The sequence below is a fragment of the Maribacter litopenaei genome, assembly GCF_025244665.1.
In the GTDB taxonomy this organism is placed as follows: Bacteria; Bacteroidota; Bacteroidia; order Flavobacteriales; family Flavobacteriaceae; genus Maribacter; species Maribacter litopenaei.
On the sequence record NZ_CP104205.1, the window covers coordinates 2,436,267 to 2,461,569 of the forward strand.

Here is a 25,303-nt window from a genome sequence, read left to right on the forward strand (position 1 = left end):
TCAATACTATTATGAAAGTATATAAGGTTGAAACGCTTATCTACTATAGTAAGCTAACGCTGGACACCAAACATATCCTGAAATCCTCCCAAAAGGAAATTCAGGAGAAACTGGACGAGTATTCCAAGGATGGATGGAAGTTGACCTCTACCGATGCTGTCAGCTTTGGTGCGGCGATATATATTTATCTATATTTCGAGAAATAGCCAATTTCCTCCCTAATAACCTCTCGACTGCCCTTGGGGTGACAGCCTATGGAAAGAAATTAAAATATCCTGATTGCCATTAATAGTGTTACACCGGCTCGCCATACAAATCAAAATCGGCGGCTTCGGTTATTTTGATAGTTTCGAATTCACCTTGTTTTAGGTAGTGTTTTGTCGCATCCACTAAAACTTCATTGTCCACATCCGGAGAATCGAACTCGGTTCTTCCTACAAAGTAATTACCTTCTTTACGATCGATAATACATCGAAAGGTCTGCCCAATTTTTTCCTGATTCAGTTCCCATGAAATTTGGGATTGAATTTCCATAATAGCATTGGCGCGTTCCTGCTTAACTTCTTCCGGTACATCATCTACTAGATTGTAGGCATGGGTGTTTTCCTCATGACTATAGGTAAAACAACCCAACCTTTCAAACCGCATCTCTTCTACCCATGACTTTAAAGTCTCAAAATCGGCTTCTGTCTCACCAGGATAACCTACTATAAGTGTTGTACGTATGGTCATTCCGGGAACCTCCTTCCTAAAATTCTTTAGTAATTGTGTAGTTTTCTCTTTTGTGGTTCCCCTGCGCATACTCTTTAGAATACTGTCTGATATATGTTGTAATGGGATATCCAAATAATTGCACACTTTAGGTTCTTCTCTCATAACCTGTAAAACATCCATGGGAAAACCTGTTGGAAAAGCATAATGCAAACGAATCCACTCAATACCTTCTACCTTGACCAATGCCCTCAAAAGTTCGGCCAAGTTTCTTTTTTTATAAAGGTCTAGCCCATAATACGTCAAGTCTTGGGCTATAAGAATTAATTCCTTGACTCCTTTGCTTGCCAATTTTTCAGCCTCCAATACCAATTCCTCAATAGGCGTACTTTTATGCTTACCTCGCATCAAGGGTATAGCACAAAAGGAACAGGGCCTATCACAACCCTCGGCAATTTTTAAGTATGCATAATTTTTAGGTGTGGTTGTCAGTCTTTCACCTATAAGTTCATGTTTGTAATCTGCACCTAGCGCCTTTAAAAGATTGGGAAGCTCGCTGGTACCAAAATATTCGTCTACATTTGGAATTTCTTTCTGTAAATCGGTTTATAACGTTCGCTCAAACAGCCTGTAACAAAGACTTTGTCCACTACTCCGTCTTCCTTTTTTTGTACATACTCCAAGATTGTATTAACGCTTTCCTCTTTGGCATTGGCGATAAACCCACAGGTGTTGATCACCACAACGTTTCCTTCCTCTTCATGAACTACATCCTTGTCATTGGCACGTAACTGCCCCATCAGCACTTCGGAGTCATATACATTTTTGCTACAACCCAAGGTAACCACGTTGATTTTATTCTTTTTAAGCGTCTTTGTTCGCATGAACTCTCCTTGTTTATATATTCTGTAAGGGGGTGCAAAAGTACAATTTGAGATACAAATAACTTCTTATAACAAACTATTTCTTTGGAATTTACCCCCAGCCGCTAATGGATAAGGATTTCCTAAAAAGATTACTATTAACGAATTCTATTGTACTTTTTCATTAAAGGAATTACCTCATCCAGCGGAAGTGCTTCTATGGTATGTCCTTGTCTCCCAATCTGGGTCTTTGCAGCGAACAGTGAGTTTAAAATGGCCTCTTCTGTCGCCTCTATAGTAGCTAGAAATAAAGGAGACATTTCGTCATTCCTCAGTATTTTAAAACTGTCCAACGAACTTATGGATTTGTAAGGAATTCTATTGTTTTCATTTGTAGAAACCGCAATAACATAATCTCCACTGCCGTTGGAAGCGATACCACCCGTTTTAGCAAGCCCCATAATGCCTCTTTTAGCCAAGCGCTCAAGATTCCTGACATCGAGAGGCGCATCGGTCATGATAACAATCATACAGGAACCATCGGCATCGTTTAGAATCTTATCCCGATAAGGATATTTATTCAACTCCTTACCTACTGGTACTCCATTGATTTCAAGTACGCCTCCAAAATTCGATTGCACCAGTACTCCAATCGTGTATCCACCCAATGATTCAGGAAGTACCCTAGATGATGTTCCTATACCTCCTTTATATCCAAAACATATGGTACCTGTTCCGGCACCTATATTTCCTTCTTTAACGGGACCTGAGGTCGCACTTGAAATAGCCTCAAAAACATGCTCTTTTTGTACATGCATGCCCCTAATATCATTGAGCCAACCATCGTTGGTCTCCCCCACTACCGAATTTACCGAGCCTACATCCTCATTCCCAGGCAAATTCAGGGTGTAGGATATCAATGCTTCAGATGCTACTGGTACACTCAGGGTATTGGTCAATACGATTGGGGTTTCAATATTTCCCAATTCCTTTACCTGACTATACCCGGCCAGTTTACCAAATCCATTACCAATGTAAATCGCTGCCGGAACCTTTGATTGGAAGATATTCCCTGAATGGGGCAGAATTGCAGTTACACCTGTTCTTATATCATCACCGTATATCAACGAAACTTGCCCTACCCTAACACCTCCTACATCTGTGATGGCATTATAGGTTCCAGTTTCTAAAACTCCAATCTCAATTCCATACTCCCGTATTCTTTTTTGTGCATGCATGATTCCGTTATGAATTAGAAAAAGTAGTACTACAATTCTAAGTGTCATATTGAAGCTTGTTTATTGGTAATCTTTAGGCATTTTCCTTATGGGGAATGTATTTTCAAAAGTCTTTCCCATTCGTAACAAATGTGCTTCGGAAAAAGGCTCCCCAATAAAGGTTAAGCTAATTGGCTCACCGCTAGGTTTATAGCCCATGGGTATGGTCAAAGCAGGATACTTTGCCACTGCGGCATACCCTGCATGATAATTGTTGATGGACAATATAGCATCGAGGTCATGGGCATCCATGGCAGTATCAAAAAATGTTCTTCCACATTCCTCCAAATCCAATTTTATATGATCCAACTCCCCAGTGGTCGTTGAGTCAGCTATAATCCCTTCAAACAGTGCTTGTCCATAAGGGATTCTAATCAATGAGTCGGATTTATTGAAATCGACAATATCGGCAATGGATTTTACACTAACTAAATTAGGGTTTGAGTGAATCTCTAGATAAGTTGGGAGGTCATGCTTCATATCTATATTCAAAAGTGTAATAAAATTCTCCAAATGAATATCAATGGGAGGGGAAAATTCTACTATATGCGCTCCAGCTTCTTTCAGCGCCTCTACCGTTTCTTTATAGATACTATCCCTTTCCATTAAGGGTACCATGGCACCAAGGCGCATACTGGAAATATCCTCTCGGACTAAGACCTGATGATAGAATCCCGAGAAAATTCTTCTTTCACGGATTTGGAATCCTCGGCATCATAGCCCAGCATAGCCGATAATAGGATAGCATTGTCGTTTACATTTTTTGTCATAGGATCGGGCGTATCCAAAGTACTTGAAATTGGAACGATTCCTGATCGGCTCAAAAGACCAATTGTTGGCTTCAACCCCACCACGGAATTTTGGCTACTTGGAGAAAGTATGGAACCGGAAGTTTCGGTTCCTACGGCCGCAACTGCATAGTTTGCCGCTACCGAGGTTCCGCTTCCCGAACTGGAACCCCCAGTTTCAAAAATCCTTCTTCCGTACGGATTTAAGGTCTGCCCTCCAACCGCGCTATAGCCAACAGGACATCCACTACATAAAAAGTAGGCCCACTCACTGAGGTTTACCTTCCCTAAGATAAGGGCTCCATTTTCCTTTAAACGATGAACGATAAACGAATCATCTACCTCATTTTCCATAAGGGCTATGCTCCCGGCAGTGGTCTTCATCCCTGAAGTATTGATATTGTCCTTTAAGAGTATCGGCATTCCAAAAATAGGGTGTCTTACTTCCGGTAAGTTTCCTTTTTTCCTTTGCTCATCCAGATCTCTAGCTTCTGCTACAACCTCTTTATTTAAGGCAATGACGGTATTTAAGGTAGTTTCATTGTTCAACTCGTATTTATAAATTCGGTAGAGATAAAATAAGACCAACGCTTCATAGGATAACCGACCTTCCTCGATATGATTGCTTATGGTATAGATATCCTGTTCTAAAATTAAAGGTTTCAGGGACTCATATTGGGCCTCATCCATTTTGGAAACTTCATCATATAAGGGTAGAAACACCTCATTTTTATCCAACACTTTGGATTGGATGAGCTTGTATCTCATACGGGAAATCTCATAGTCCGCATTGGCGGCTATTTCCAAAGAATCGTTATACGGCTCCCAAAGCACTACATCTTTTTTTGGAGCTGACTCGTTTTTACAGGATAAAAGAAGTCCAACTAAAAGGGGTATAATTAATTTCTTCATAGCATTTTTCAATTATTTTCCAGCTTGTCCTCCCATGTTTTAATACTCTTTTGATTGAGACGAACAAACTCGTCCTTATCTTCCATGGCCGCTAATTTCAAGGATTTGTTAGCAGATTGTATGGCTGCATCATAGTACCCCAAATCACCTTCTACCAAAGACTTGACCCTATAAAAATAATAGGTTTCTCCGCCTTTTTCCAAGGCCTTTTCCAAATAAGAAATCGCCTCAGCAAGATGAATCCCTTCCTCTTGGTAATACCGGGCGACCTCGTAATACGTTTGGGCGGTTGGATTTTCCTTCAACGTCCTTTCTATTTTGGTTCGCATAATTTCATAGGTATCAAACGTGATTAGAACATCCGCTTTTGTTCTCGCCCACTGGATGACCATTTTTACGGAATCATGCCCAATTTCATCAAATGAGATGAGTAAATTTTCTTGAAAAACCAAAGTAGTAATAGGTCGGATTCGTACCCTCAACACATCTTCTTTTGGGTCATAGTTATTCCTTCCGTCCCCCCAATGGGTAATGTTCATATGAAATACCAAATCCCAGTATTCTGAATAAGGAAATACATACAATGCATACTGACCTTTAGGGAGGCTTTGGCCGTTCACTTTAACATCGGTATCAAAAGTAATTTTTGTGGATTCATTGGCGCCAACACGCCAAATACGTCCATACGGCACCAATGCAGGTTGACCATCGGCCTGAAAACCAAAAATTTTACGCCCTCGTGCCGCAGGCCTAGAATATTCCACGATAATTTTTGATAGGCCAATTTCCTGTTCAATAACAGAATATGGGCTGGCTTTGGGATGTATTATCTGAGACCACGATGTTATGGCGCAATGGAAAATAAGTACTAGTAGCCCAATTTTATTCAATTATTAATATTAAAAAAAGAATCTACAAATTCATATTTATTAAACACCTGAAGATCCTCGATCCCTTCTCCAACCCCAATATATTTTACGGGAATTTTGAATTGGTCCGAAATACCGATGACCACACCTCCTTTTGCAGTACCATCCAATTTAGTTACTGCCAGTGAAGTAACCTCCGTGGCCTTAGTGAATTGTTTTGCCTGCTCAAAGGCGTTTTGACCCGTAGACCCGTCCAGTACCAACAACACTTCATGAGGAGTATCGTCGACCACCTTCTGCATTACCCGCTTTACCTTGCTCAACTCATTCATCAAGTTAACCTTATTATGTAATCTTCCTGCGGTATCAATGATAACAACATCCGCATCTTGCTTTACCGCAGAACTTAGGGTATCGAATGCTACAGAAGCCGGATCACTCCCCATTTGTTGTTTCACAATGGGCACATCTACTCGATTGGCCCAAACCTGCAATTGGTCAATAGCGGCGGCCCTAAACGTATCCGCTGCACCAAGAATAACCTTTAATCCTTGCTTTTTAAATTGATGTGCAAGTTTTCCAATAGTAGTGGTCTTGCCAACTCCGTTTACTCCCACTACCATAATAACATAAGGCTTTTTACCTGTTGGCACATGAACTTCCGAGTCCTCACCAGTATGGGTCTCTGAAAGCAATCCTGCTATTTCTTCCCTTAATATGGTGTTTAGCTCATCAGTCCCCATGTATTTGTCCTGGGCAACCCGTGCCTCAATACGTTCTATAATCTTCAAAGTAGTACTAACCCCAACATCCGATGTTACCAGCACTTCTTCGAGGTTATCCAAGACATCATCATCAACTTTGGACTTACCAGCAACGGCCTTTCCTAATTTGGTAAAGAAACTGGTTTTTGTTTTTTCCGAGACCTTTATCAAGGGTTTCCTTCTTTTCCGAAGAAAATATTTTTTTAAATAAACTCATCCTGTAATCAATAGTTCATCAAATATAAAAATTAAAAAGCCCCTTTCGTAAGGAAAGGGGCTTTTAAAACTCTTTAAAAATAGGTTATTTCTTGTCCAACCACTCATTAACCATTTCGGGGGCCATGACCGATTCTACAAAAACATAAGCACCTGTTTTTGGTGACTTAACCATTTTTATGGCTTTTGTCAATCTTTTAGAACTTGATTGTAAACTTGCTACCGTCTTCTTTGCCATGACCTACTTATTTTATTTCTTTATGAACTGTCATTCTCTTCAAGATTGGATTAAACTTTTTAATCTCTAATCTCTCCGGAGTATTTTTCTTATTCTTTGTAGTAATATATCTAGAAGTTCCTGGTTGTCCGGACTCCTTGTGCTCAGTACACTCTAATATAACTTGTATTCTATTGCCTTTCTTTGCCATTGTACTCTATAATTATAGGTTACTTTACTAACCCATTAGCTTTTGCGTCCTTTAATACGGCAGCAATACCTTTTTTATTGATAAGCTTCAAAGCTCTCGTAGAAACTTTTAAAGTTACCCAACGGTCTTCCTCTCGGAATGTAAAATCTCTTTTTGGAAAGATTTACATCAAATCTTCTTTTTGTCTTGTTGATGGAGAAGGAAACATTGTTACCTACCATCGCCTTCTTTCCCGTAATTTCACAAACTTTTGACATCGTGCCGAATTTTTTCTTTTAAACAGGGTGCAAATTTATATCATTTTTATCTTCCAGCCAACAATCCAACTCACATTTTTAAAATTTCTTTTTGAAGCAACTCAAATGCCTTATTTACAGACTTTTGAACTATTCTTTCACGTTGACTTCCCATGGTGAATTTAAGGGCAAAAACATTGGTGGGCGACGCAATACCGATGTAGACTGTTCCTACTTCGGCATCGGAGTCACCTTTTGTGGGTCCGGCATTGCCAGTAGTGGCTATGGCAAAATCAGTACCCAATAGCTTTTGAACACCCTTGGCCATGGCTACGGCCACTTGCTCGCTCACTACTGAGAAGTTGTCCACCAATTCTTGGGGTACCCCTAATACGTTTACCTTTGTTTCCGTCGCATAACTAACCACACTCCCCTTAAAATATGCAGAAGCTCCTGGAACAGCCGTAATTTGACTGGCAATAGTTCCTCCCGTAAAACTTTCTGCCGTTGCCAAAGTCAACCCCTTTTTTGTCAATAACTTGGCAATGACCTCTTCAATAACTTCATCATCTTCCGTACCCTGAATAATATCACCTATCAAGGGCACTAATTTTTCGGATTCCTCAGCAATAGCCTTAGACAAGATTTTATAGTCGGTTCCTTTGGCGGTTAAGCGCAATCTAACCTTGCCCAAACTTGGTAAATAGGCAAGTTTTATAAAATTTGGAAGATTATTCTCCCAGTCCTCTATCTTTTGGGCTATGGAACTTTCCCCCATTCCATAGGTGTTAATAGTCTTATGGATAATGTGCGGACGTTCATAAAAGTCTATCAATTACGGAATAACCACTTCCTTTATAAGATGTTTCATCTCAAAAGGAACGCCCGGCAACGAAATAAAGGTGGTTTCATCCTCATAAAACCACATTCCAGGAGCCGTACCATTCGCATTATGCAAAACCTTGGCCTTACTTGGCACCCAAGCTTGCTTTCTATTTAAGTCTGAAATTGGAGTATTGGATATGTGCTTTGCAAAAAGGTTTTCAACATGTTCAAGGACTTTCTTGTTCTCTACCAGTTCGTCATTGAAAAATTCGCAAAAGGTATGTTTGGTTATATCGTCCTTTGTAGGACCCAACCCCCCTGTCACTATTACTATATCCGCATGGGCCTTGGACTCCTCCAAAGCCTGTAGAATATGATCTCGCTCGTCTTGAACCGAGGTAATCTGATATACGGAAATCCCAATTTTATTGAGTTCCTTGGCTATAAATGCTGAATTCGTGTCAATAATCCGGCCGATGAGAATCTCATCACCAATGGTTATTATATCAGCGAACATTATAGGTGAAAGTCATTTTTTAGCTCACCGATTACCTGATGGATATCGGTTTTTAGGATAGGAAAGGTCTTCTCTATGGCTTCCCAACTAGCACTTTGCTTTCCCAAGGTTTCTACTTCCAAAGCGGCAGCCCGGGTTTGCTCCATACCCAATAAATCCACATTGGGCTTTATCTTGTGAGCCAATTGATAGGTTGTTTCGTAGTCGCGTTCTTGAATCGCGGCTTCTAGACCCTTTAAGTCTTCAGGAACTTCGTCCAAAAAAACGGAAATGACGGATAGTATAAAATCCTGATCTCCATCGGCCATTTCATTAATCTTGTCTAAACTATATATCATTATCTTATTTTGACATTAAAAAGTTCCTCGTCTTCCAAATACCCAGTAAGGTAGTCATTTGCACTAACTTTGCCAACCCCGGCAGGTGTTCCCGTAAAAATCACATCACCCTTTTTGAGCATAAAGAACGTGGACACATAGGATATTATTTCATCAATTTTCCATAACATTAGGGAGGTATTCCCTTTCTGCATAACCTCGCCATTCTTCAACAAACTAAAAGTCAAGTTGTTAAGGTCCTTAAAATTAGTCTTTGGCATCCATTTACCAATAACTGCAGCACCATCAAAACCCTTGGCCTTTTCCCAGGGCAACCCTTTTTCCTTAAGTTTAGACTGTAAGTCCCTAGCGGTAAAATCAATTCCCAAACCAATTTCATCGTAATAGGTCCCGGCAAATTCCTCCTTAATATGTTTACCAACGCGCTTGATTTTCACTAATACCTCTACCTCATAATGGACATCCTCTGAAAATTCAGGGATATAAAAATCTTGCTCCTTTGGCAATACCGCCGAATCCGGCTTTATGAAAATAACGGGTTCCGTAGGTTTTTCGTTCTTAAGTTCTTGTATATGCTCGGTATAATTTCTGCCGATACAGATTATCTTCATAATTATCGTTCTAACTAAGCTTATTATTAAGTTTGCTCAACTTTATCCGGGTTAGGATTTTTTTAGTGTAAAGTGGAAAGTCGGCATTTAAAATCCATCCAAAATATCCAGGCTCCTTTTCCAATACATCGTGTACCTTTTTACCTTTATGCTTTCCAAAGGAAAAAATAGCATCGCCTTCCTCATCCAGCCCGATGAATCCTGCAAAATCCACGAATTCCCTTCGCTTGGAAAATTCGGCCAGTTTTTTGATGTTATTTTCCGGATCCGGATAGCGTTCCAATTGAGAAAGTAAGACTTCATACGTTGCCGTTGTATCAGCCTCGGCGCTGTGGGCATCGGTCAAGTCCTTATCACAATAGAACTTGTAGGCAGCTTCCAAGGTCCTTTTTTCCTTTTTATGGAATATGTTCGGACATCCACCGATACCGTATTCTTCATATCGAAATCTATATCCACCCTTAAAAGTTCCTCGGCCAACAATGGAATGTCAAATCGGTCAGAATTAAAACCGGCCAAGTCACTATCCTTAATCATCTTGTGTATTTCCCTGGATAGTTCCCTAAAGTTGGGTTCGTTGGCGACTTTTTCGTTTGAAATACCGTGGATGGCCACAACATCTTCCGGAATTTCCATTTCAGGATTTACTAACCATGTCCTACTTTCCTTATTACCATTTGGAAAAACCTTGAGAATGGATATCTCAACAATACGGTCTTTGGCCACATTGGTGCCGGTCGTTTCCAAGTCAAAAAAACAAATAGGTCTCGGTAAGCTTAAGCTCCATAATTTTAATTTTGAGCAAAGATAACTTTTAACACCGAAGTCTAGGTCTATAAGACCATACACTTTATTAAAGTCTTGTATTGATAATATTGTTAAATGCCGAGCCAAAGGTATAGCTCAATCCTATTCTAAAACCAGTTTCAAAATCCGTGGCAATCTGTTTTTGCTGTAACAAAACATCTTCGATGGAGGCATCCCCTGCAGGTAAGTTAATTTGATCTCTAATGAGTTCAAATCTTCCTGAAAACCGTACGGATAGCCCCTTTAGAAGCCTAACAGATAAATTGCCGTTAAATTGAATTCTATTCTTGCTAAAATCATTTAAAAAAGTAGAGCCCCGCAATCTGGTATACACACTGCCCCAAGGTTGTCTGTAGCGAACTTGGAAATCCAGGGAATGATTGAAAATACCTTCATTCAACTTGTCGAAAATGGTCGCTTCTATATAGTCATTATGAAAATAGCCTATTTTATAGGCAAGGGTTATTTCCCGACGAAGCACTTCCTTATATGGAAATATATTGTATTCCAACGCTGGCGTAAAATAATATCTAAAATCAAGATTTGTAAAAGTGTCATGCCTTCCCCCACCAAATACACCTGCAGACCAATGGTCAGACAAACTCCTTACTATACTGCCATCTAAAGAATATCTAAATCTTTGACTGGTAAAGGTCTCCTCATCCTGAACATATTCGCTGTTCGCCTGACTAACCCTAATATCAGTCCTAATGCGCCATTTTTCAGTTACATGATCGCTTTCAAAACCGAGGGTATAACTAAAGTTTTTTCTACTGGATTCCTTATCCAATCTAGCATCACCAAAAACCTCAAATATCCAATTGTTCCAAGGATCTGTATAATTTATTTCCTGCACTTCTCCAGTGCCATCTCTATTTACGGTATAGGTGATATTATCTGCTAAACCAGAATGAATAACGTATTTTAAAAGTCCCGATTGAACCTTTTTTAGCAACCCTTTCCTAACCTCATCGCCAGTCATGTTAGCTGTTGTATCATAGGTCAATTTTCCCAAAATATCCTCATAATATCCCTCACCCTGAAAATTTAAGGTATATTTTCTGCCGCCGCTTCCATTGGATATATCGAAAATAAATAATTTGATATTTGCTTGTGCCTGATCCCTGACATGGCCGACATATTTAATTTCCTGTCGTAGAAAATTCTTGTCACAATTACAGTCGATAAAGAGCCTCATTTGAGTCTCCTTTTCTTCTTCGTTCTCTTGTGAAATTGCAAAGAGAGGGACTAGGCAAAGTAAAATAAGGGCAAGTCTTTCAAAAGATTTTTTGAAAAACATGGGTATGAATTTTAACATTTGTTGGTTTGGTAAGCCATCAAAGTTAAAATCAAAAAGAGAAATAGAATGTTAGAATTCTGTTAATCCAAAGTATTAAACTAAACAGGTTAGAGCCTTAAATTTCCCTATCTGCATCCCAGGCTTCCGGATAATCGGCCACGGCCTTGGCGAACATACTTCCCAAGGCACCGTTCACTACCCTATGATCATAGCTATGTGATAAATACATTTTACTCCTCACCCCTATAAAATCACCTTCCTCGGTTTCTATCACTGAGGGAATTTTTCGGATAGCTCCAAGAGCCATTATTCCCACTTGGGGTTGATTGATGATTGGCGTTCCAAAAACACTCCCAAAAGTACCTACATTGGTAACCGTATAGGTACCATCTTGAACCTCATCTGGTTTTAAGGCATTTTTTCTAGAGCGTTCCGCCAAGTCATTAACGACCCTTGCCATCCCCACCAAGTTCAATTGATCTGCATTTTTAATGACGGGTACAATTAAATTACCATCCGGGAGGGCTGCAGCCATTCCTATATTGATATTTTTCTTTTTTATAACATTGTCCCCGTCAACGGAAATGTTCATTAAGGGGTATTTTTTTAATGCCTTGGCAACGGCTTCCATAAAGATCGGCGTAAAGGTCAATTTTTCACCTTCTTGCTTTTCAAATGCGTCCTTCACCTTGTTTCTCCAATTTACGATATTGGTTACATCCACCTCAATGAAACTTTGAACATGGGCCGAAGTAGAAACACTCTCCGTCATGTGTTTGGCTATCAGCTTGCCCATTCTCGGACAAGGGTATGATTTCATCACCTGCCCCCACCCTAATTTGGGCCTCATCCTTTTCAGCACTTTTAGGGAACTGTATTGAATCCTCTTTTTTGCTTTGTAAAGGCTGAGGAACATCGGGTACTTTTTTGTTTTCGGTCGTAGCTGGTGTTCCATTGCTTCTTCCCTCAATATAGTCTAGGATATCATTTTTAGTGACCCTTCCTTCCTTACCGGTGCCGGATATGGCTTCCAGTTCGGCAAATGAAACGCCTTCTTCCCTAGCAATATTCTTGACCAATGGCGAGTAAAATCTTTCTGAGTTAGAATAATCCGGAACGGGACTACCTACAGTTTCCTGAGCCCTTACCACTGCTTCCTCCGCTACAACAGCCATTTCCTCATCACTGTTGGACTCCTCATCACTCTTCCCTTCATCCTTATTTGCGGCATCCCCTTGAATTTCAATGACCGCAACCACCTGACCTACTTTGACAATATCGTCAACATCAAATCTCTTCTCAATTAAAACTCCATCCACTTCACTCGGAACCTCACTATCTACTTTATCGGTAGCTATTTCAAATATAGCCTCATCCATTTCTACAGTGTCTCCTACTTCCTTCAACCAGGATGTTAATGTAGCCTCGGCAACACTCTCACCCATTCTTGGTAATTTCAATTCGAATTTTGACATATCAATAATCTAACGTCCTTTTTGAATGATTTTTTTGCAAAAATAATAAATTTAAAAGCCCTTTTCTGACTTTGCAATAACTTTACCTCTGATTAATTATTATTAAAACTTCCCTCGAAAGGTATCCTATTCAAAATACTACGGCCCAAGGTAACCTCATCCGCATATTCAAGTTCATCCCCTACCGCAATTCCTCTTGCTATTGTGGAAGTTTTAACCTGGGTCCCTTCAATTTGTTTAAAAATATAAAAATTGGTAGTATCCCCTTCCATCGTTGAACTTAAGGCAAGAATCAATTCATTAACCTCACCTTCCTTTACCTTTCGCACCAAAGAGGAAATTGTGAGATCTTGAGGTCCCATGCCTTCTATAGGCGATATTTTCCCTCCTAAAACATGATACAATCCTCTATATTGCCCCGTATTTTCAATGGCCATTACGTCTCTAATATCTTCCACCACACAAACCAAGGTTGCATCCCTTTTTGGGTTAGAACAGATTTCACAAAGTTCCGTATCTGATATATTATGGCACTTTTTACAAAATTGTACCGTATTTCTCAACTTCATTATGGCGTTGGACAAATCCTCGGTCCGGCGCTCGGGTTGTTTCAAAAGATGCAACACCAGTCTTAAGGCAGTACGCTTACCAATTCCTGGTAATTGAGCCATTTCATACACAGCATTTTCCAATAATTTGGAAGAAAAATCCATTGCGTTGAGTTTCGGTAAAATTACGTACTATTTTTACTTTTTGTACTTTGACGATAAATAAATTACCATGACCGCATCCCATATTCTACTCCTAATTGGCAGTTATTTTGCTGTTCTTTTATTGATTTCCTACTTCACGGGCAAGAATGATTCCAATGAGGATTTCTTTAAGGCGGGGAAGCAATCTCCATGGTATTTGGTCGCTTTTGGAATGGTGGGGGCTTCCTTATCCGGTGTTACATTTATATCCGTGCCCGGATGGGTAGATGCCTCGAAATTCAGTTATCTTCAGGTTGTTTTTGGTTATTTGGTGGGCTACTTTGTAACTGCTTATGTATTGCTTCCAATCTACTATAGGCAAAATGTTACATCGATTTATGAATACTTGGATAACCGGTTCGGTTTTGTGAGTTATAAGGTAGGGGCAGTGTCTTTTTTCGTATCACGGGTGTTAGGGGCTGCATTTCGTCTTTTTCTCGGTTGCCATTGTATTACAGCAATTTGTATTCGATGCCTGGAACGTTCCTTTTGAAATAACGGTGACCTTATCTATACTACTAATTTGGATCTATACTTTTAAAGGTGGCATTAAGACCATTGTTTGGACGGACACCCTCCGGACATTGTTCATGCTAATTTCGGTGGGTTTATCCATCTATTTTATACTCAACAAATTGGAGTGGAGTTTCGGTGATTTTCTAAAATCCGAAGAACTTTCCAATTATAGTCAGACTTTCTTTACTGATGACTTTTTTGCCAAAAACCACTTTGTGAAATCATTTTTAGGAGGAATGTTCGTCACCATTTGTATGACAGGTTTGGATCAGGACATGATGCAAAAAAACCTTACCTGCAGGAATTTAAAGGATGCGCAGAAAAATATGGTTTCCTTCAGTTTTGTGCTTGTGCTGGTCACCTTTGTCTTTATGTTATTGGGCGCATTATTATTTATTTATGCAGACCGTTACCAAATCGGCATACCTTTAATGGACGGACAACCTAAAACAGACCTTTTATTTCCGAAATTGCGCTGAACAGCGGTTTGGGAATGACGGTCGCCATTACTTTTATGCTCGGCCTTATAGCCGCTGCCTACAGCAGTGCGGATAGTGCCCTGACATCTTTAACGACTTCCTTTTGCGTCGACTTTTTGGGAATAGGCAAGAAAACGGAGCAAAAAGCGAGAAAAATTAGAAGACAAACACATGTGGGAATGAGTCTTCTACTCATTTTAGTAGTAATCACTTTTAAATATGTATTGGACAGAAATGTTATCGATGGACTTTTAACCGTTGCTTCCTATACCTACGGATCCCTTTTGGGCCTGTTCGCCTTTGGTATATTCACTAAACATCAAATCAAGGATGGCTTTACGTGGATTGTGGCACTGATTTCTGTTTTGATTATTGTAGGCCTAGCAAAAATTCCCACCGGATATCTTGGCGGTTACGAATTTGGGTATGAACTGTTACCCCTTAACGGACTAATAACTTTTATAGGTTTATGGCTTATAAGGAAAAAACCGGAAACTATTCCTACAAGCACATAAGGCTTTTTTCCTAGTACTGGCCGGTCGCCAAGAGCACTAAAGTACAGGCAACTTCTGCTTTTATACCATTAGCTTCAAGAAGCCCTTGAAAATCTGGATTTTCGGTACCAGGGTTGAATATGACCCTTTTTGGCGCCAAATCTATAATACTGTCATAATACTCTTCTTGCCTAACCGGATTAATATATAACGTTATAGTATGAATATTTTGGAATTGTTCTAAATTGGTTTTAACTTGCACTCCCCCGATTTCTCCAGCTCTTAATCCGTAAGCTTCGGTATCGATTCCGTTACCCATAAGCCGATGAATTACCAAATTACTGTAACGGTTTGGTTTTAAGGATGCACCAAAAACAAGAGTAGTTTTCATGTTTAATCAGGGTGTTAAAATTTTTAAGTTCTGTAACTATTTTCAGGATTAATAGTCTTTAAGGTGTTATAATAATTACAAGAAGGTTTATTTTTAATAAAATTAAAATATTTAAAAAGTTGATAGTGCTATATATTTATAGTTAATGGTTAGTGTTTAGTATAGCTTATCAGCATAGAAACCCGGGCAAATGTCCGGGTTTCGCTTTATTAAGCAATATGCTAGCGTTAATCTATAGTTAAAGGGTGCCAAACCTGTAACATAATGGTTATTTAAAAGTCTATTATAACAAGGATTAAGGTTTTGAGAAAAGGGAATTGGTTGGTTTTCCCTTTTTTAACTTTAACCTAATGGAAACCCGTGGCCGTGGCCACGGGTTTTTTATTTACCATCTGATGATAACACTGCCCCAAGTAAATCCACTACCAAATGCGGCTAGTACCACCAAATCACCGGAGTTTACCTTACCGGATTCCCACGCTTCTGTCAATGCAATGGGTATAGAGGCGGCGGTTGTATTACCGTAACTCATAATGTTGTTGAACACTTGGTCATCTTTTAGCCCGAATTTATTCTGTATGAATTGCGATATCCTAAGATTTGCCTGATGTGGAACCAATAAATCAATATCATTTGGCTGCAATCCATTTTTCCCTAGCCCTTCCATAATCACCTCGCTGAATCGAACTACCGCATTTTTAAACACAAATTGTCCGTTCATATAGGGAAAATATGATTCATCATTGGGGTCGTTATCGGCAATGATGTCGGATACCCATCTTTTCCCCATGCCAGGCGCTATTAAGGAGAGCTCCTCAGCATGTTGCCCTTCGGAATGTAAATGGGTGGAAAGAATACCCTCATCCTGACTTTCGGCCCGACTCAGAATAGCCGCACCTGCACCATCACCAAAAATCACTGAGACGGCCCTTCCTCGGGTAGTCATATCCAATCCGTATGAATGCAACTCGGAACCTATTACAAGTATGTTTTTGTACATGCCCGTTTTAATATATTGGTCCGCCACCGAAATGGCATACACAAAACCGGAACATTGGTTTCTAACATCCAAGGCCCCAACGGTTTTTATCCCTAAATCGCGCTGCACTAGTACACCTGGCCCAGGAAAGTAATAATCCGGACTGAGTGTGGCAAACACAATAAAATCGATATCATCCTTATCGATTCCAGCCCGTTCAATGGCAATCTTAGCGGCCTTTACTCCCATGGATGTGGTGGTATCCTCACCCTTTATGACATGTCTACGTTCCTTGATACCCGTTCTTTCTTGAATCCATGCATCATTGGTATCCATGATTTTGGAAAGGTCATCATTGGTTACCACGTTATCAGGTACATAATAGCCCAGTCCCGTAATTTTTGAATTGTACATATTGTGAATTTTAGCCGTATTTAGTGCCTATACAAGCAGTGCAATATAAGAACTATTCCTAATTTCACATTCATTTTAAAAGAAGGTTATTATGCTTGTAGATACTTTTGAAAGTGATTTACCTTTATTTCAGCGTTTAGGTCGTTCAAAAGATTGTATAGTCCAAAGAATGTCCTATTCATATATAAAAAGTGTTTGGAACCCCTATTTCCGTTCATCTTTCTAATTTGTTTATCAGAAGCATAGTGCTCACTTAGAGCAGCGATTTTATTCCAAAAATCGGTATCGCCAAAATCAAACTTCTCTTCATGAAAAGGAGAAGTAAAAAGGCTTAACATTTCATGAAAGAGCGATTTAAAGAATTTTATTTCCTTTTCCGTATCGGAAGGTGTGAGAATTTCCAATTCATATAACTTTTGAGTGAAAATAGCATCATTGGAAATATTTTCTTTTTTTGCCAATTCAAAGTAAGGATTATAAAAATCATCCGGTACTTCCTTAATACATCCAAAATCAATCACTACCAACTCGCCTTTAGAATTGACCAAAAAGTTTCCAGGATGTGGATCTGCATGTACCTTTCTAATCCCATGTATTTGATACATGTAAAAATCCCAAAGTGTTTGGCCCAATTTATTTCCGACTTCCTTTGAAAAGCTGGTTTTGGTAAACTCTCCAAGGTGTGTGCCCTTCATCCAATCCATGGTGATAATACGCTCGCTGGAAAGGGCTTCATAATAGTTAGGAAACCGTAAATTCTCAATATGGCTGCATTTCGAGGTAATTTCTTTACTCTGTTCAATTTCTAAAAGGTAATTGGTCTCCTCCAATAATTTATGCTCAACCTCCTTAAAATATTTGTCAGAGTCCTTTCCCTGAAGATTGAACATTCGTAGGGCAATCGGTTTAACCAGGGCCAAGTCACTGCTAATGCTTTCCGCCACACCCGGATATTGTATTTTCACAGCTAAGTCCATACCATCCTTGGTGGCACGGTGAACCTGACCTATACTGGCCGCATTTATAGATTCCCTTTCAAATGAATCAAAAATCTCTTCCGGATACTTATCGAGATATTTTTTAAAGGTTTTTCGCACCAAAGGCCCTGATAAGGGAGGAACGGAAAACTGGGAAAGGGAGAATTTTTCAACATAGGCATTCGGTAACAGGTTTTTCTCCATGCTCAACATTTGAGCTACCTTTAGTGCACTACCTTTTAGGCTTTTGAGTCCGTCGTAAATATCCCCCGCATTATCGTTATCAAGTTCATCCCTTGTCAAGTCTCGGATTTACTATTTTTTTGCCGTAATATTTGGCATAATTTCCTCCTATTTTCACCCCCGTTTTTATGAGTTTGCTGGCACGTTCAATTTTTCCGGTAGGTATTTTGTCTAATGTTTTCAAGTTCTATGAATTAGGGTGTTATGCGAACGTTTCCTTGTACAGGAATTTTCCAAAATCCACAATATTTTCCAAAGGAGTGTTGTCAAAGAGGTCAAATACGGTATTGACGGATTTCTCGATGGCCATATCCGTTTTTTCAAATCCCTGGGATTCATCGTTCATCCAAAATTTCAACAAAAACAGTAATTGCAACCAAGCTCCTTCCGAAAAAATGGAAGGATTATGTTTTGTGATTTTACTTGTTTTTTGTTCGTTTCCATCGGCAATCAACTCCTTTGCAAAATCTTTAAAGTATATTCTTAAACCTTTTAGTTGCTCCAAACTTTTAAGCTGGTTTCCACTTTGAGTTAGGGCAAATAGCACATAACTTCTGTTAAGGGTCAACATTTCAAAAAAAGTATAAAAAAAGGTCAATAACTTATCTCTATTCGTAAATGCGGCGTATTCCTTATTTTTGGTCATCAATGCCTGGGAATTAGTAAAAAAGGTATTCCGAGATACCTTTTTTCACAGAAAGTATGGAGGCAAAATATTTGTAAAAATCGGCTTCGGACATTTTATTTTCCTTACAAAACTTATAGACCGTCTTTGGTTCCTTTTCCTGTTCCAAAACATAATCCATGTACTTGGCAATCATTTCCTCTTTTGTTATACTCTTTTTCTTAGTGGCCATATTTTAAACTATTTAAGTTCTATGATTTACCTTCAAAAAATATCTGATTTAGACTAAAAAACGTGCCTTCAGAGGAAAGCACGTTTTCAAACAACCTAACCAATAAATAATCAAACGTGATTATGATTAAAACTTTTTCATAGCATTTTCTTTCCTAATCACAAGTAAAATTAAATAATGTTTAATCTTTATTAAAAAAAATTAAACAAAAATTTTGTTAAAGTTTGATTATCAGTAAGTGTGTCAGTTTGTCACTTTCAATAAGTCTCGGTATTTTTTTTGTCCAACGATGTTTGCAATAATTAAAAAAATCTAGGTAATGGCTACAGGTAAAATAAATGTTTCGGTAGACAATATTTTTCCACTTATAAAAAAGTTCTTGTATTCCGATCATGAAATTTTTCTACGTGAATTAATATCTAATGCAACCGATGCAACACTTAAATTAAAGCACTTAACCGCCATTGGCGAGGCAAAAGTAGAGTACGGCAACCCCTTGATCGAAGTAAAAATAGACAAAGAGGGTAAAAAGCTTCACGTCATCGACCAAGGTTTGGGAATGACGGAAGAAGAGGTCAAAAAGTATATCAATGAGGTTGCCTTTTCCGGGGCGGAGGAATTTTTGAACAAATATGAAGATTCTGCCAAAGATGCAGGTATCATTGGGCATTTTGGACTTGGCTTTTATTCCGCTTTTATGGTGGCCCATAAAGTGGAGATTATCACCAAAAGTTATAAGGAAGAGCCAGCAGTGCACTGGACCTGTGATGGTTCCCCTAACTTCACTATTGAGGAATCTAATAAAACGGAACGTGGTACTGAAATCATTCTTCACATTGCAGAGGATTCCACCGAGTTTTTGGAAGAGGGAAGAATACGGGAGTTGCTAAGAAAATACAACAAGTTTATGCCGGTTCCCATTAAGTTTGGAACCAAAACGGAAACACTTCCCAAACCAGAGGACGCCAAGGAAGAAGATCCGGCCCCAACCAAGGAAGTTGATAATATCATCAATAATCCAAATCCGGCTTGGACCAAGCAGCCTACGGATTTAAAAGACGAGGATTATAAGAGTTTTTATAGGGAACTGTATCCCATGCAGTTTGAGGAGCCACTGTTCCACATTCATTTGAACGTGGATTATCCTTTTAACTTAACGGGTATCCTATATTTCCCCAAGCTTACAAATGACTTGAATATTCAGAAAGATAAGATTCAGTTGTACCAAAACCAGGTATTCGTAACGGACAACGTAGAAGGCATCGTTCCCGAATTTTTGACAATGCTACGTGGTGTCATTGATTCCCCGGATATTCCTTTGAATGTCTCAAGGTCGTATTTACAGGCTGATGGGGCCGTTAAGAAAATTTCTTCTTACATAACCGGAAAAGTAGCGGATAAGCTGAATTCCCTTTTCAAGAATAACCGTGAGGATTTTGAAAAGAAGTGGAACGATATTAAAATCGTTATTGAGTACGGTATGTTGTCCGAGGATAAGTTCTTTGAAAAAGCGGACAAATTTGCATTGTATCCAACCGTTGATGGTGCCTATTATACTTTTGAGGAACTGCAAGAGAAAATAAAGGGCAACCAAACGGATAAGGATGACAAAATGGTCATTTTGTATGCATCGGATAAAGAAGCACAGCATAGCTATATTGAAACTGCAAAGGCCAAAGGATACGAGGTTTTATTGTTAGATTCACCTATAATTGGTCATCTGATGCAAAAATTGGAGACCACAAAAGAGAAAATTTCCTTTGCTAGGGTCGATGCGGATCATATCGACAAGTTGATTCAGAAAGAGGACACGCAAATCTCCAAATTATCCGACGAAGAGAAAGAAAAGCTAAAAGCTGATCTGGAAGCCGTTTTTGGAGAAAAAAGCAATTACACCGTGCAATTGGAAGCCATGGATAGCGATGCTTCCCCATTCGTGATTACGGAGCCGGAATTTCTACGACGAATGAAGGAGATGCAGCAAACCGGTGGAGGCGGTATGTTCGGTATGGGGAATATGCCGGAAATGTATAACCTCATCGTAAACACCAATCATGAATTGGTAAGCGAAATCCTGAATACAAAAACGGCCAAGAAAAAAGAACGATTGATCAATCAGTCTTTAGATTTGGCCAAGCTTTCCAAAGGTTTGTTGAAAGGAGCAGACTTAACGAACTTTATTAAGCGGAGTTACGAAATGGTAAAATAAGACCATTGTTTAAATAAAAAAGGGCCACAATGTGGCCCTTTTTTTATTCTTCATAAACAATTACCAATAAATAGGTCCTTTCCCCAAATATTTTTCCGCAATGGGTTGATAGTACTCCCTAACGTCTTCTAGGTCATATATTTTTTGACTTTTGGTATATAGATCATATTTGTTGAAATCCTTTATGATTTCCAAATATTCCTTATCCTTTTCATTGGTCAATTCCTTATAGCTTCCTCCAGAGTGCCAAGGATAAAAGGAGTGGTATCTGATCATGACCATAGCCTCATCGGGTAGTGAATTTTCCTTGTGATTATTTAATACCTGATACAGATACTCATCGTGTCCCCATGCCAATTCCAGATTGTCCAACCCACACCCTTCTTCATAAACACCTGTTGTTGTATTGTAGCGGTCATCTTTCATGTCCGGGTTTAAGGCATTGAATTCGGGATACACACAAGAAGATGGTAATTTACATCCAACCACAAAAACATCACCAACCATTCCCCATTGCTCCGCCTGACTTGTACCGTCGGCATCGCTGCCCCACATAAACATAATCTTTCCTAAATCGTGAATGAGTCCCGTAAGTTGCATCCAATCAGGTCTGTTGTCCGCCCTAATGGCTTCTGCACTCTGAATCAAGTGCTGCACATTGGGTAAATCCAAATCTGGATCGCTCACATCTATCAAACTATTTAAATGCCCCATTGCTTCCCGCAGATCCATCGGCTTGTCAAAAGTGAGGTATTTTTTATGCATGCGCTGTACATAATCGTATGTCCGGTTTTGACGCATCTTACGATAATGTTCCTTCACGGCTACGGACACATCTCGGCGCATCGTAATTCCTAAATGTTTTTTCTTCCATCTTTTACTCTAAACTATTTTAATATATACAAATTACTGAATTCTAGACATTTCCCAATAGAAAATAGATGATAACCGTAAAAAGTACCAGGAAAATGCTGAAAGGTTTTGCCAATTTCCATGGCTTTACATCTAATACATTGGCGTCTTGAATAGAAAACCGTGTTTTAGTTGGCCGATATAAAGACGCCAAATGCATTATCCCAATATTTAACACCAGCTCAATGCCCCAAATATGTACAAAATGCAAGTTCACCTCTAGTATGTAATACATGAGTACATAAAAGACTAGGCCAAAACAAAGCCCCACCTTTGCTCCAAATGCCGAAACCCTTGGAAACAGAAATCCCGCTATAATGACGCTGGCAATGGGTATAAAGAAAATGCCATTGAGCTGCTGCAGTAACTGATAAAGTCCATCCGGGGCATTCGCCACAAAGGGTGCAATACCAATGGCAAAAATAGCAAGCAATAACGAGGTCCATTTACCGATGGCGACCAACTTTTGGTCGCTGGAATCCTTGAAAATATATCGCTTATAAATCCCAAGACTAAAAACAGTGGCAGCACTGTTAAGCGCACTATTAAAGGTGCTTAAAATAGCGCCCATCATGACCGCCACAAAAAAACCGGTGAGCCAAAAAGGCATCACTTTTTTCACCAGCTCAGGATATACGCTATCCGGATTGTCATAAAAAGATTCCCCAAAATAATAGAATGCGATTAGCCCAGGCAATACAATGATGAGGGGAACCGGAATTTTCAAAAGCCCCGTATATAGCAATCCCTTTTGGGCTTCCTTTAAACTAACCGCCCCCAAAACCCTTTGTATAATGGATTGGTGCATGGTCCAAAAATAGATTTGGTTGACCATAAGACCTGTAAATAGCACCTCAAAAGGTAGAATGGCAGACCTTGCACCTTCCCCAACTCCGGATTCTTTGCTGATTACATTGAATTTTTCCGGGGCATTGTTAAACACCTCTCCCAGTCCATGGAACAAATTTCCATCCCCAATTGCCAAGAGCGCCAAAACAGGTACCAACAGACCGGCTACCAACAACCCAAAACCATTGATTGTATCCGTATAAGCTACCATCTTGAGTCCCCCAAAAATTGCATAGATGGCTCCAATGGTCCCGACTACTAAAATGGTTACCCGGATACCCTGGGACTTACTAATGTCCAAAAGGTTTGAGATATCAAAAATGGCTTCTATGTTAAGGGCTCCTGTATACAATACGATAGGCAGCAACGTTGCCACAAAGGAGATGATAAGAAGTAAGGCAACTATGGTTCCGGTAAGGCCGTCAAACCGTTTTTCCAAAAATTCGGGAATGGTCGTCAATCCCATTTTCAAATACCTAGGGGCAAAATATAGGGCCCCAATGACCAATGCCAATGCCGAAGTAACCTCCCAAGCAATGATAATGGCACCGTTTCTATAGGACGAACCATTCATACCTACCAAATGCTCTGTGGAAATATTCGTTAATAGCAAAGACCCTGCAATTACGATTCCCGTCAAGGAACGTCCTCCCAAAAAGTAACCGTACTTAGTATTTAGTTTATCCTTACGAAGTTGATAGGTCGCATAAAAAGCGACAAAACCGGTAAAGAGCAAAAACGATAGGAATATCATCGTTTTAAATGTAGTGATAAATTTTAAATCACTTTCGCTAGATTATTACCTTATGCTTGGAGAAATACTGTTTTAATAAAAGAATTTGGAACAAGATAAAAATGACAAAACCCGCCATCGCATAACTGGTAGTATTCCATTGAATGTCCTCCATTCGGAGATTAAAAAAATCAAGATTTCCAATGGTATTATATTTCATTGAAAAGAGCCAAAAGTCGGGATGTGGTTTTGCCATAAAGCCAATTGCCAAAATTCCAATTAAGAAAAGACCTAATACAAACCGAGACCACTTTGGGTATCAAAGGGGTATGGGCCACCTTTTTGCCCTCTATTTGGGCAATCTTCTGAAACAGTTTTTTATTAAAATCCGCAGATACCTCTTCAGGTATTAGTTCTTTCATCGCAGTCTTTAAGAATGCATCCAATTCCTTATCTTCTTGTTCCCTCATAATTATGAATTGTTTCCGGTTCCAATGAATTTCTTAAAATTGAGGCCAACTTTTTTCTCGCCCTATGCAGTTTTACTTTCACCGTATTTGTTTCAATATCCATTATATCTGAAATCTCGACTAGAGAAAGCTCCTCATAGTAAAACAGCGTTATTAAAACACTGTCCTCGTTCGCCAGTTTTTCAATCGCACTTTTAATAGTATTTCTTCTCTCCCTTATTTCTAGGTCGTTCCATATCTCTGTAGTTAAAGGAATGATTGATCTAATATCCTTATCAAATTCTTTTGTTTTCGGCAGCGACCTTCTTTTTTTTAAACAATCCAGTCCTTTTCTATAGGCTATTTTATATAACCACGTAGAAAATTTGCTATCGCCTTTGAATGAGGCCAAAGCACTATACACCTTCAAGAATGTATCTTGGGCCACCTCTTCGGCATCCTCCCTATTCCCCACCAATCTAAACGTCAAGGTAAAAACCATATGTTTATAATTATCCACTAGTTTTTCATAAGCGGACATATCGCCTTTTTGGGCAAGGGCTATTAATGGTTGGTCGCTTTGCTTGTTCATTTCTATACGTTGGACGAAATGTACTGGACTAAGGTTACAGTTTTAAAGAAAAATTAAAAAAGTTGTAACCTGAAGATTTTTATTGTCGTCATAGAAGTAAACAGTTTATTTATCAATTAAAAAACAAATCAATGGGAGGAGAAGTAATTATTTTCACGTTAATCTTTGGGGTTATTTTTGGTATAGCCTATTTATTCTTTTCAACAAGGAACAAGGAACGTATGGCACTTATAGAAAAAGGTGCGGACGCAAGTATTTTTGTAAAAGGCAGAAAAGAACCAACCGCACCATTTTGGAAAGTCCTAATCCTAAATCTCTCCTTATTACTCATAGGGATTGGTTGTGCTATCTTTTTGGCATCGATTATGGTGTATAGCTTAGGAGTCGAGGACAGTGTTGCCTATCCCGGAACCATATTCCTTATGGCCGGAATTGGACTATTATCTCGGTTTTTTCTTACCAAAAAGTTGGAAAAGGAGGTATAAAGACTGCTTTACAATTTAGTATAACCGCCAGTTTT

Annotated in this window: 21 protein-coding genes and 8 pseudogenes; 4 read left to right on the forward strand and 25 right to left on the reverse strand. The window is 39.2% G+C overall.

The annotated features are described in order from the left end of the window. Window positions 1–11: 11 nt before the first annotated feature. The gene (locus NYZ99_RS13215; RefSeq protein ID WP_260571603.1) at window positions 12–206 is read left to right on the forward strand and encodes a DUF4177 domain-containing protein; all 195 of its coding nucleotides are present in this window, start codon (window positions 12–14) and stop codon (window positions 204–206) included. Window positions 207–294: 88 nt separating this feature from the next. Here the strand turns inward: NYZ99_RS13215 and rimO are convergent. The 16 genes and pseudogenes from rimO to recR all read right to left on the reverse strand — a co-directional run bounded on the left by rimO (window position 295) and on the right by recR (window position 13,650). After that, window positions 295–1,595 (reverse strand): annotated as a pseudogene (gene rimO, locus NYZ99_RS13220) (30S ribosomal protein S12 methylthiotransferase RimO). A gap of 137 nt (window positions 1,596–1,732) precedes the next feature. Then, window positions 1,733–2,860 carry a DmpA family aminopeptidase gene (locus NYZ99_RS13225; RefSeq protein WP_260571604.1) on the reverse strand — a complete coding sequence of 376 codons (1,128 nt, stop codon included), beginning with the start codon at window positions 2,858–2,860 and terminating at the stop codon, window positions 1,733–1,735. A 12-nt stretch (window positions 2,861–2,872) separates the two neighbouring features. After that, entirely contained in the window at window positions 2,873–3,484 is a 612-nt protein-coding gene (locus tag NYZ99_RS21980; protein WP_338039007.1) for an amidase, read from the reverse strand. 20 nt (window positions 3,485–3,504) lie between these two features. Next, window positions 3,505–4,551 carry an amidase family protein gene (locus NYZ99_RS21985; protein WP_338039008.1) on the reverse strand — a complete coding sequence of 349 codons (1,047 nt, stop codon included), beginning with the start codon at window positions 4,549–4,551 and terminating at the stop codon, window positions 3,505–3,507. An 8-nt stretch (window positions 4,552–4,559) separates the two neighbouring features. Beyond that, window positions 4,560–5,315, reverse strand: a complete 756-nt coding sequence (locus tag NYZ99_RS13235; protein WP_420845127.1) for a DUF2911 domain-containing protein — start codon at window positions 5,313–5,315, stop codon at window positions 4,560–4,562. A 122-nt stretch (window positions 5,316–5,437) separates the two neighbouring features. Further along, window positions 5,438–6,401: pseudogene (gene ftsY / locus NYZ99_RS13240) on the reverse strand (signal recognition particle-docking protein FtsY). Between the two features lie 84 nt (window positions 6,402–6,485). Beyond that, window positions 6,486–6,638, reverse strand: coding sequence for a DUF4295 domain-containing protein (locus NYZ99_RS13245; RefSeq protein ID WP_260571606.1), 153 nt, complete (start codon window positions 6,636–6,638; stop codon window positions 6,486–6,488). Between the two features lie 7 nt (window positions 6,639–6,645). After that, on the reverse strand, window positions 6,646–6,828 hold the full coding sequence (rpmG, locus tag NYZ99_RS13250) for a 50S ribosomal protein L33 (protein ID WP_058105695.1): 183 nt from the start codon (window positions 6,826–6,828) through the stop codon (window positions 6,646–6,648). A 19-nt stretch (window positions 6,829–6,847) separates the two neighbouring features. Continuing rightward, window positions 6,848–7,085 (reverse strand): annotated as a pseudogene (rpmB, locus tag NYZ99_RS13255) (50S ribosomal protein L28). A 70-nt stretch (window positions 7,086–7,155) separates the two neighbouring features. Beyond that, a pseudogene (locus NYZ99_RS13260) lies at window positions 7,156–8,406 on the reverse strand (competence/damage-inducible protein A). After that, window positions 8,406–8,744: an Hpt domain-containing protein gene (locus NYZ99_RS13265; RefSeq protein WP_260571610.1), complete on the reverse strand. Its 339-nt coding sequence runs from the start codon at window positions 8,742–8,744 to the stop codon at window positions 8,406–8,408. The pseudogene NYZ99_RS13260 and the gene NYZ99_RS13265 overlap by 1 nt, the downstream one beginning before the upstream one ends. Continuing rightward, window positions 8,744–9,355: a fumarylacetoacetate hydrolase family protein gene (locus NYZ99_RS13270; protein ID WP_260571611.1), complete on the reverse strand. Its 612-nt coding sequence runs from the start codon at window positions 9,353–9,355 to the stop codon at window positions 8,744–8,746. Before NYZ99_RS13270 ends, NYZ99_RS13265 begins: the two co-directional genes overlap by 1 nt. A 10-nt stretch (window positions 9,356–9,365) precedes the next feature. Beyond that, window positions 9,366–10,192 (reverse strand): annotated as a pseudogene (locus tag NYZ99_RS13275) (exonuclease domain-containing protein). Window positions 10,193–10,208: 16 nt separating this feature from the next. Further along, complete coding sequence (locus tag NYZ99_RS13280) at window positions 10,209–11,462, reverse strand: DUF481 domain-containing protein (protein WP_260571612.1); 1,254 nt, start codon at window positions 11,460–11,462, stop codon at window positions 10,209–10,211. Between the two features lie 115 nt (window positions 11,463–11,577). Further along, window positions 11,578–12,937: pseudogene (locus NYZ99_RS13285) on the reverse strand (dihydrolipoamide acetyltransferase family protein). A gap of 92 nt (window positions 12,938–13,029) precedes the next feature. After that, on the reverse strand, window positions 13,030–13,650 hold the full coding sequence (gene recR, locus NYZ99_RS13290) for a recombination mediator RecR (protein WP_260571613.1): 621 nt from the start codon (window positions 13,648–13,650) through the stop codon (window positions 13,030–13,032). A gap of 67 nt (window positions 13,651–13,717) precedes the next feature. Between recR and NYZ99_RS13295 the strand changes: the two are divergent. Then, window positions 13,718–15,199, forward strand: a pseudogene (locus tag NYZ99_RS13295) (sodium:solute symporter). Window positions 15,200–15,209: 10 nt separating this feature from the next. Here NYZ99_RS13295 and NYZ99_RS13300 read toward each other — a convergent pair. The 5 genes and pseudogenes from NYZ99_RS13300 to NYZ99_RS21990 all read right to left on the reverse strand — a co-directional run bounded on the left by NYZ99_RS13300 (window position 15,210) and on the right by NYZ99_RS21990 (window position 19,039). Further along, on the reverse strand, window positions 15,210–15,569 hold the full coding sequence (locus tag NYZ99_RS13300) for a CoA-binding protein (RefSeq protein ID WP_260571615.1): 360 nt from the start codon (window positions 15,567–15,569) through the stop codon (window positions 15,210–15,212). Window positions 15,570–15,954: 385 nt separating this feature from the next. Next, the gene (locus tag NYZ99_RS13305; protein ID WP_260571617.1) at window positions 15,955–16,962 is read right to left on the reverse strand and encodes a 3-oxoacyl-ACP synthase III family protein; all 1,008 of its coding nucleotides are present in this window, start codon (window positions 16,960–16,962) and stop codon (window positions 15,955–15,957) included. Window positions 16,963–17,051: 89 nt separating this feature from the next. Next, window positions 17,052–18,366: pseudogene (locus NYZ99_RS13310) on the reverse strand (ABC1 kinase family protein). A gap of 18 nt (window positions 18,367–18,384) precedes the next feature. Next, complete coding sequence (locus NYZ99_RS13315) at window positions 18,385–18,828, reverse strand: TetR family transcriptional regulator C-terminal domain-containing protein (protein WP_338039009.1); 444 nt, start codon at window positions 18,826–18,828, stop codon at window positions 18,385–18,387. 13 nt (window positions 18,829–18,841) lie between these two features. After that, window positions 18,842–19,039, reverse strand: coding sequence for a hypothetical protein (locus NYZ99_RS21990; protein WP_338039010.1), 198 nt, complete (start codon window positions 19,037–19,039; stop codon window positions 18,842–18,844). 319 nt (window positions 19,040–19,358) lie between these two features. On the opposite strand from NYZ99_RS21990, the gene htpG reads away from it, so the two are divergent. Next, the gene (gene htpG / locus NYZ99_RS13320; RefSeq protein ID WP_260571619.1) at window positions 19,359–21,248 is read left to right on the forward strand and encodes a molecular chaperone HtpG; all 1,890 of its coding nucleotides are present in this window, start codon (window positions 19,359–19,361) and stop codon (window positions 21,246–21,248) included. 60 nt (window positions 21,249–21,308) lie between these two features. On the opposite strand, the gene NYZ99_RS13325 is transcribed toward htpG, so the two are convergent. From NYZ99_RS13325 to NYZ99_RS13340, 4 genes are all read right to left on the reverse strand, one after another. Continuing rightward, window positions 21,309–22,094, reverse strand: a complete 786-nt coding sequence (locus NYZ99_RS13325; RefSeq protein WP_260571622.1) for an inositol oxygenase — start codon at window positions 22,092–22,094, stop codon at window positions 21,309–21,311. Window positions 22,095–22,164: 70 nt separating this feature from the next. Beyond that, entirely contained in the window at window positions 22,165–23,763 is a 1,599-nt protein-coding gene (locus NYZ99_RS13330) for a solute:sodium symporter family transporter (protein ID WP_260571624.1), read from the reverse strand. Between the two features lie 188 nt (window positions 23,764–23,951). Beyond that, the gene (locus NYZ99_RS13335; RefSeq protein WP_260571625.1) at window positions 23,952–24,212 is read right to left on the reverse strand and encodes a hypothetical protein; all 261 of its coding nucleotides are present in this window, start codon (window positions 24,210–24,212) and stop codon (window positions 23,952–23,954) included. Then, a complete protein-coding gene (locus NYZ99_RS13340) occupies window positions 24,193–24,783 on the reverse strand; it encodes an RNA polymerase sigma factor (protein WP_260571626.1) in 591 nt (196 codons plus the stop codon). Before NYZ99_RS13340 ends, NYZ99_RS13335 begins: the two co-directional genes overlap by 20 nt. Window positions 24,784–24,914: 131 nt before the next feature. Here NYZ99_RS13340 and NYZ99_RS13345 point away from each other — a divergent pair, with 131 nt between their 5' ends. After that, window positions 24,915–25,268 carry a DUF6249 domain-containing protein gene (locus tag NYZ99_RS13345; RefSeq protein WP_260571627.1) on the forward strand — a complete coding sequence of 118 codons (354 nt, stop codon included), beginning with the start codon at window positions 24,915–24,917 and terminating at the stop codon, window positions 25,266–25,268. Window positions 25,269–25,303 lie beyond the last annotated feature (35 nt).

Bases quoted from the DNA above. Each gene is read 5' to 3' on its own strand.
- NYZ99_RS13215 (WP_260571603.1), top strand. From the start codon at position 12: ATGAAAGTATATAAGGTTGAAACGCTTATCTACTATAGTAAGCTAACG.
- NYZ99_RS13225 (WP_260571604.1), bottom strand. From the start codon at position 2,860: ATGACACTTAGAATTGTAGTACTACTTTTTCTAATTCATAACGGAATC.
- NYZ99_RS21980 (WP_338039007.1), bottom strand. From the start codon at position 3,484: ATGCGCCTTGGTGCCATGGTACCCTTAATGGAAAGGGATAGTATCTAT.
- NYZ99_RS21985 (WP_338039008.1), bottom strand. From the start codon at position 4,551: ATGAAGAAATTAATTATACCCCTTTTAGTTGGACTTCTTTTATCCTGT.
- NYZ99_RS13245 (WP_260571606.1), bottom strand. From the start codon at position 6,638: ATGGCAAAGAAGACGGTAGCAAGTTTACAATCAAGTTCTAAAAGATTG.
- rpmG (WP_058105695.1), bottom strand. From the start codon at position 6,828: ATGGCAAAGAAAGGCAATAGAATACAAGTTATATTAGAGTGTACTGAG.
- NYZ99_RS13265 (WP_260571610.1), bottom strand. From the start codon at position 8,744: ATGATATATAGTTTAGACAAGATTAATGAAATGGCCGATGGAGATCAG.
- NYZ99_RS13270 (WP_260571611.1), bottom strand. From the start codon at position 9,355: ATGAAGATAATCTGTATCGGCAGAAATTATACCGAGCATATACAAGAA.
- NYZ99_RS13280 (WP_260571612.1), bottom strand. From the start codon at position 11,462: ATGTTTTTCAAAAAATCTTTTGAAAGACTTGCCCTTATTTTACTTTGC.
- recR (WP_260571613.1), bottom strand. From the start codon at position 13,650: ATGGATTTTTCTTCCAAATTATTGGAAAATGCTGTGTATGAAATGGCT.
- NYZ99_RS13300 (WP_260571615.1), bottom strand. From the start codon at position 15,569: ATGAAAACTACTCTTGTTTTTGGTGCATCCTTAAAACCAAACCGTTAC.
- NYZ99_RS13305 (WP_260571617.1), bottom strand. From the start codon at position 16,962: ATGTACAATTCAAAAATTACGGGACTGGGCTATTATGTACCTGATAAC.
- NYZ99_RS13315 (WP_338039009.1), bottom strand. From the start codon at position 18,828: ATGACCAAAAATAAGGAATACGCCGCATTTACGAATAGAGATAAGTTA.
- NYZ99_RS21990 (WP_338039010.1), bottom strand. From the start codon at position 19,039: ATGGCCACTAAGAAAAAGAGTATAACAAAAGAGGAAATGATTGCCAAG.
- htpG (WP_260571619.1), top strand. From the start codon at position 19,359: ATGGCTACAGGTAAAATAAATGTTTCGGTAGACAATATTTTTCCACTT.
- NYZ99_RS13325 (WP_260571622.1), bottom strand. From the start codon at position 22,094: ATGCGCCGAGATGTGTCCGTAGCCGTGAAGGAACATTATCGTAAGATG.
- NYZ99_RS13330 (WP_260571624.1), bottom strand. From the start codon at position 23,763: ATGATATTCCTATCGTTTTTGCTCTTTACCGGTTTTGTCGCTTTTTAT.
- NYZ99_RS13335 (WP_260571625.1), bottom strand. From the start codon at position 24,212: ATGAGGGAACAAGAAGATAAGGAATTGGATGCATTCTTAAAGACTGCG.
- NYZ99_RS13340 (WP_260571626.1), bottom strand. From the start codon at position 24,783: ATGAACAAGCAAAGCGACCAACCATTAATAGCCCTTGCCCAAAAAGGC.
- NYZ99_RS13345 (WP_260571627.1), top strand. From the start codon at position 24,915: ATGGGAGGAGAAGTAATTATTTTCACGTTAATCTTTGGGGTTATTTTT.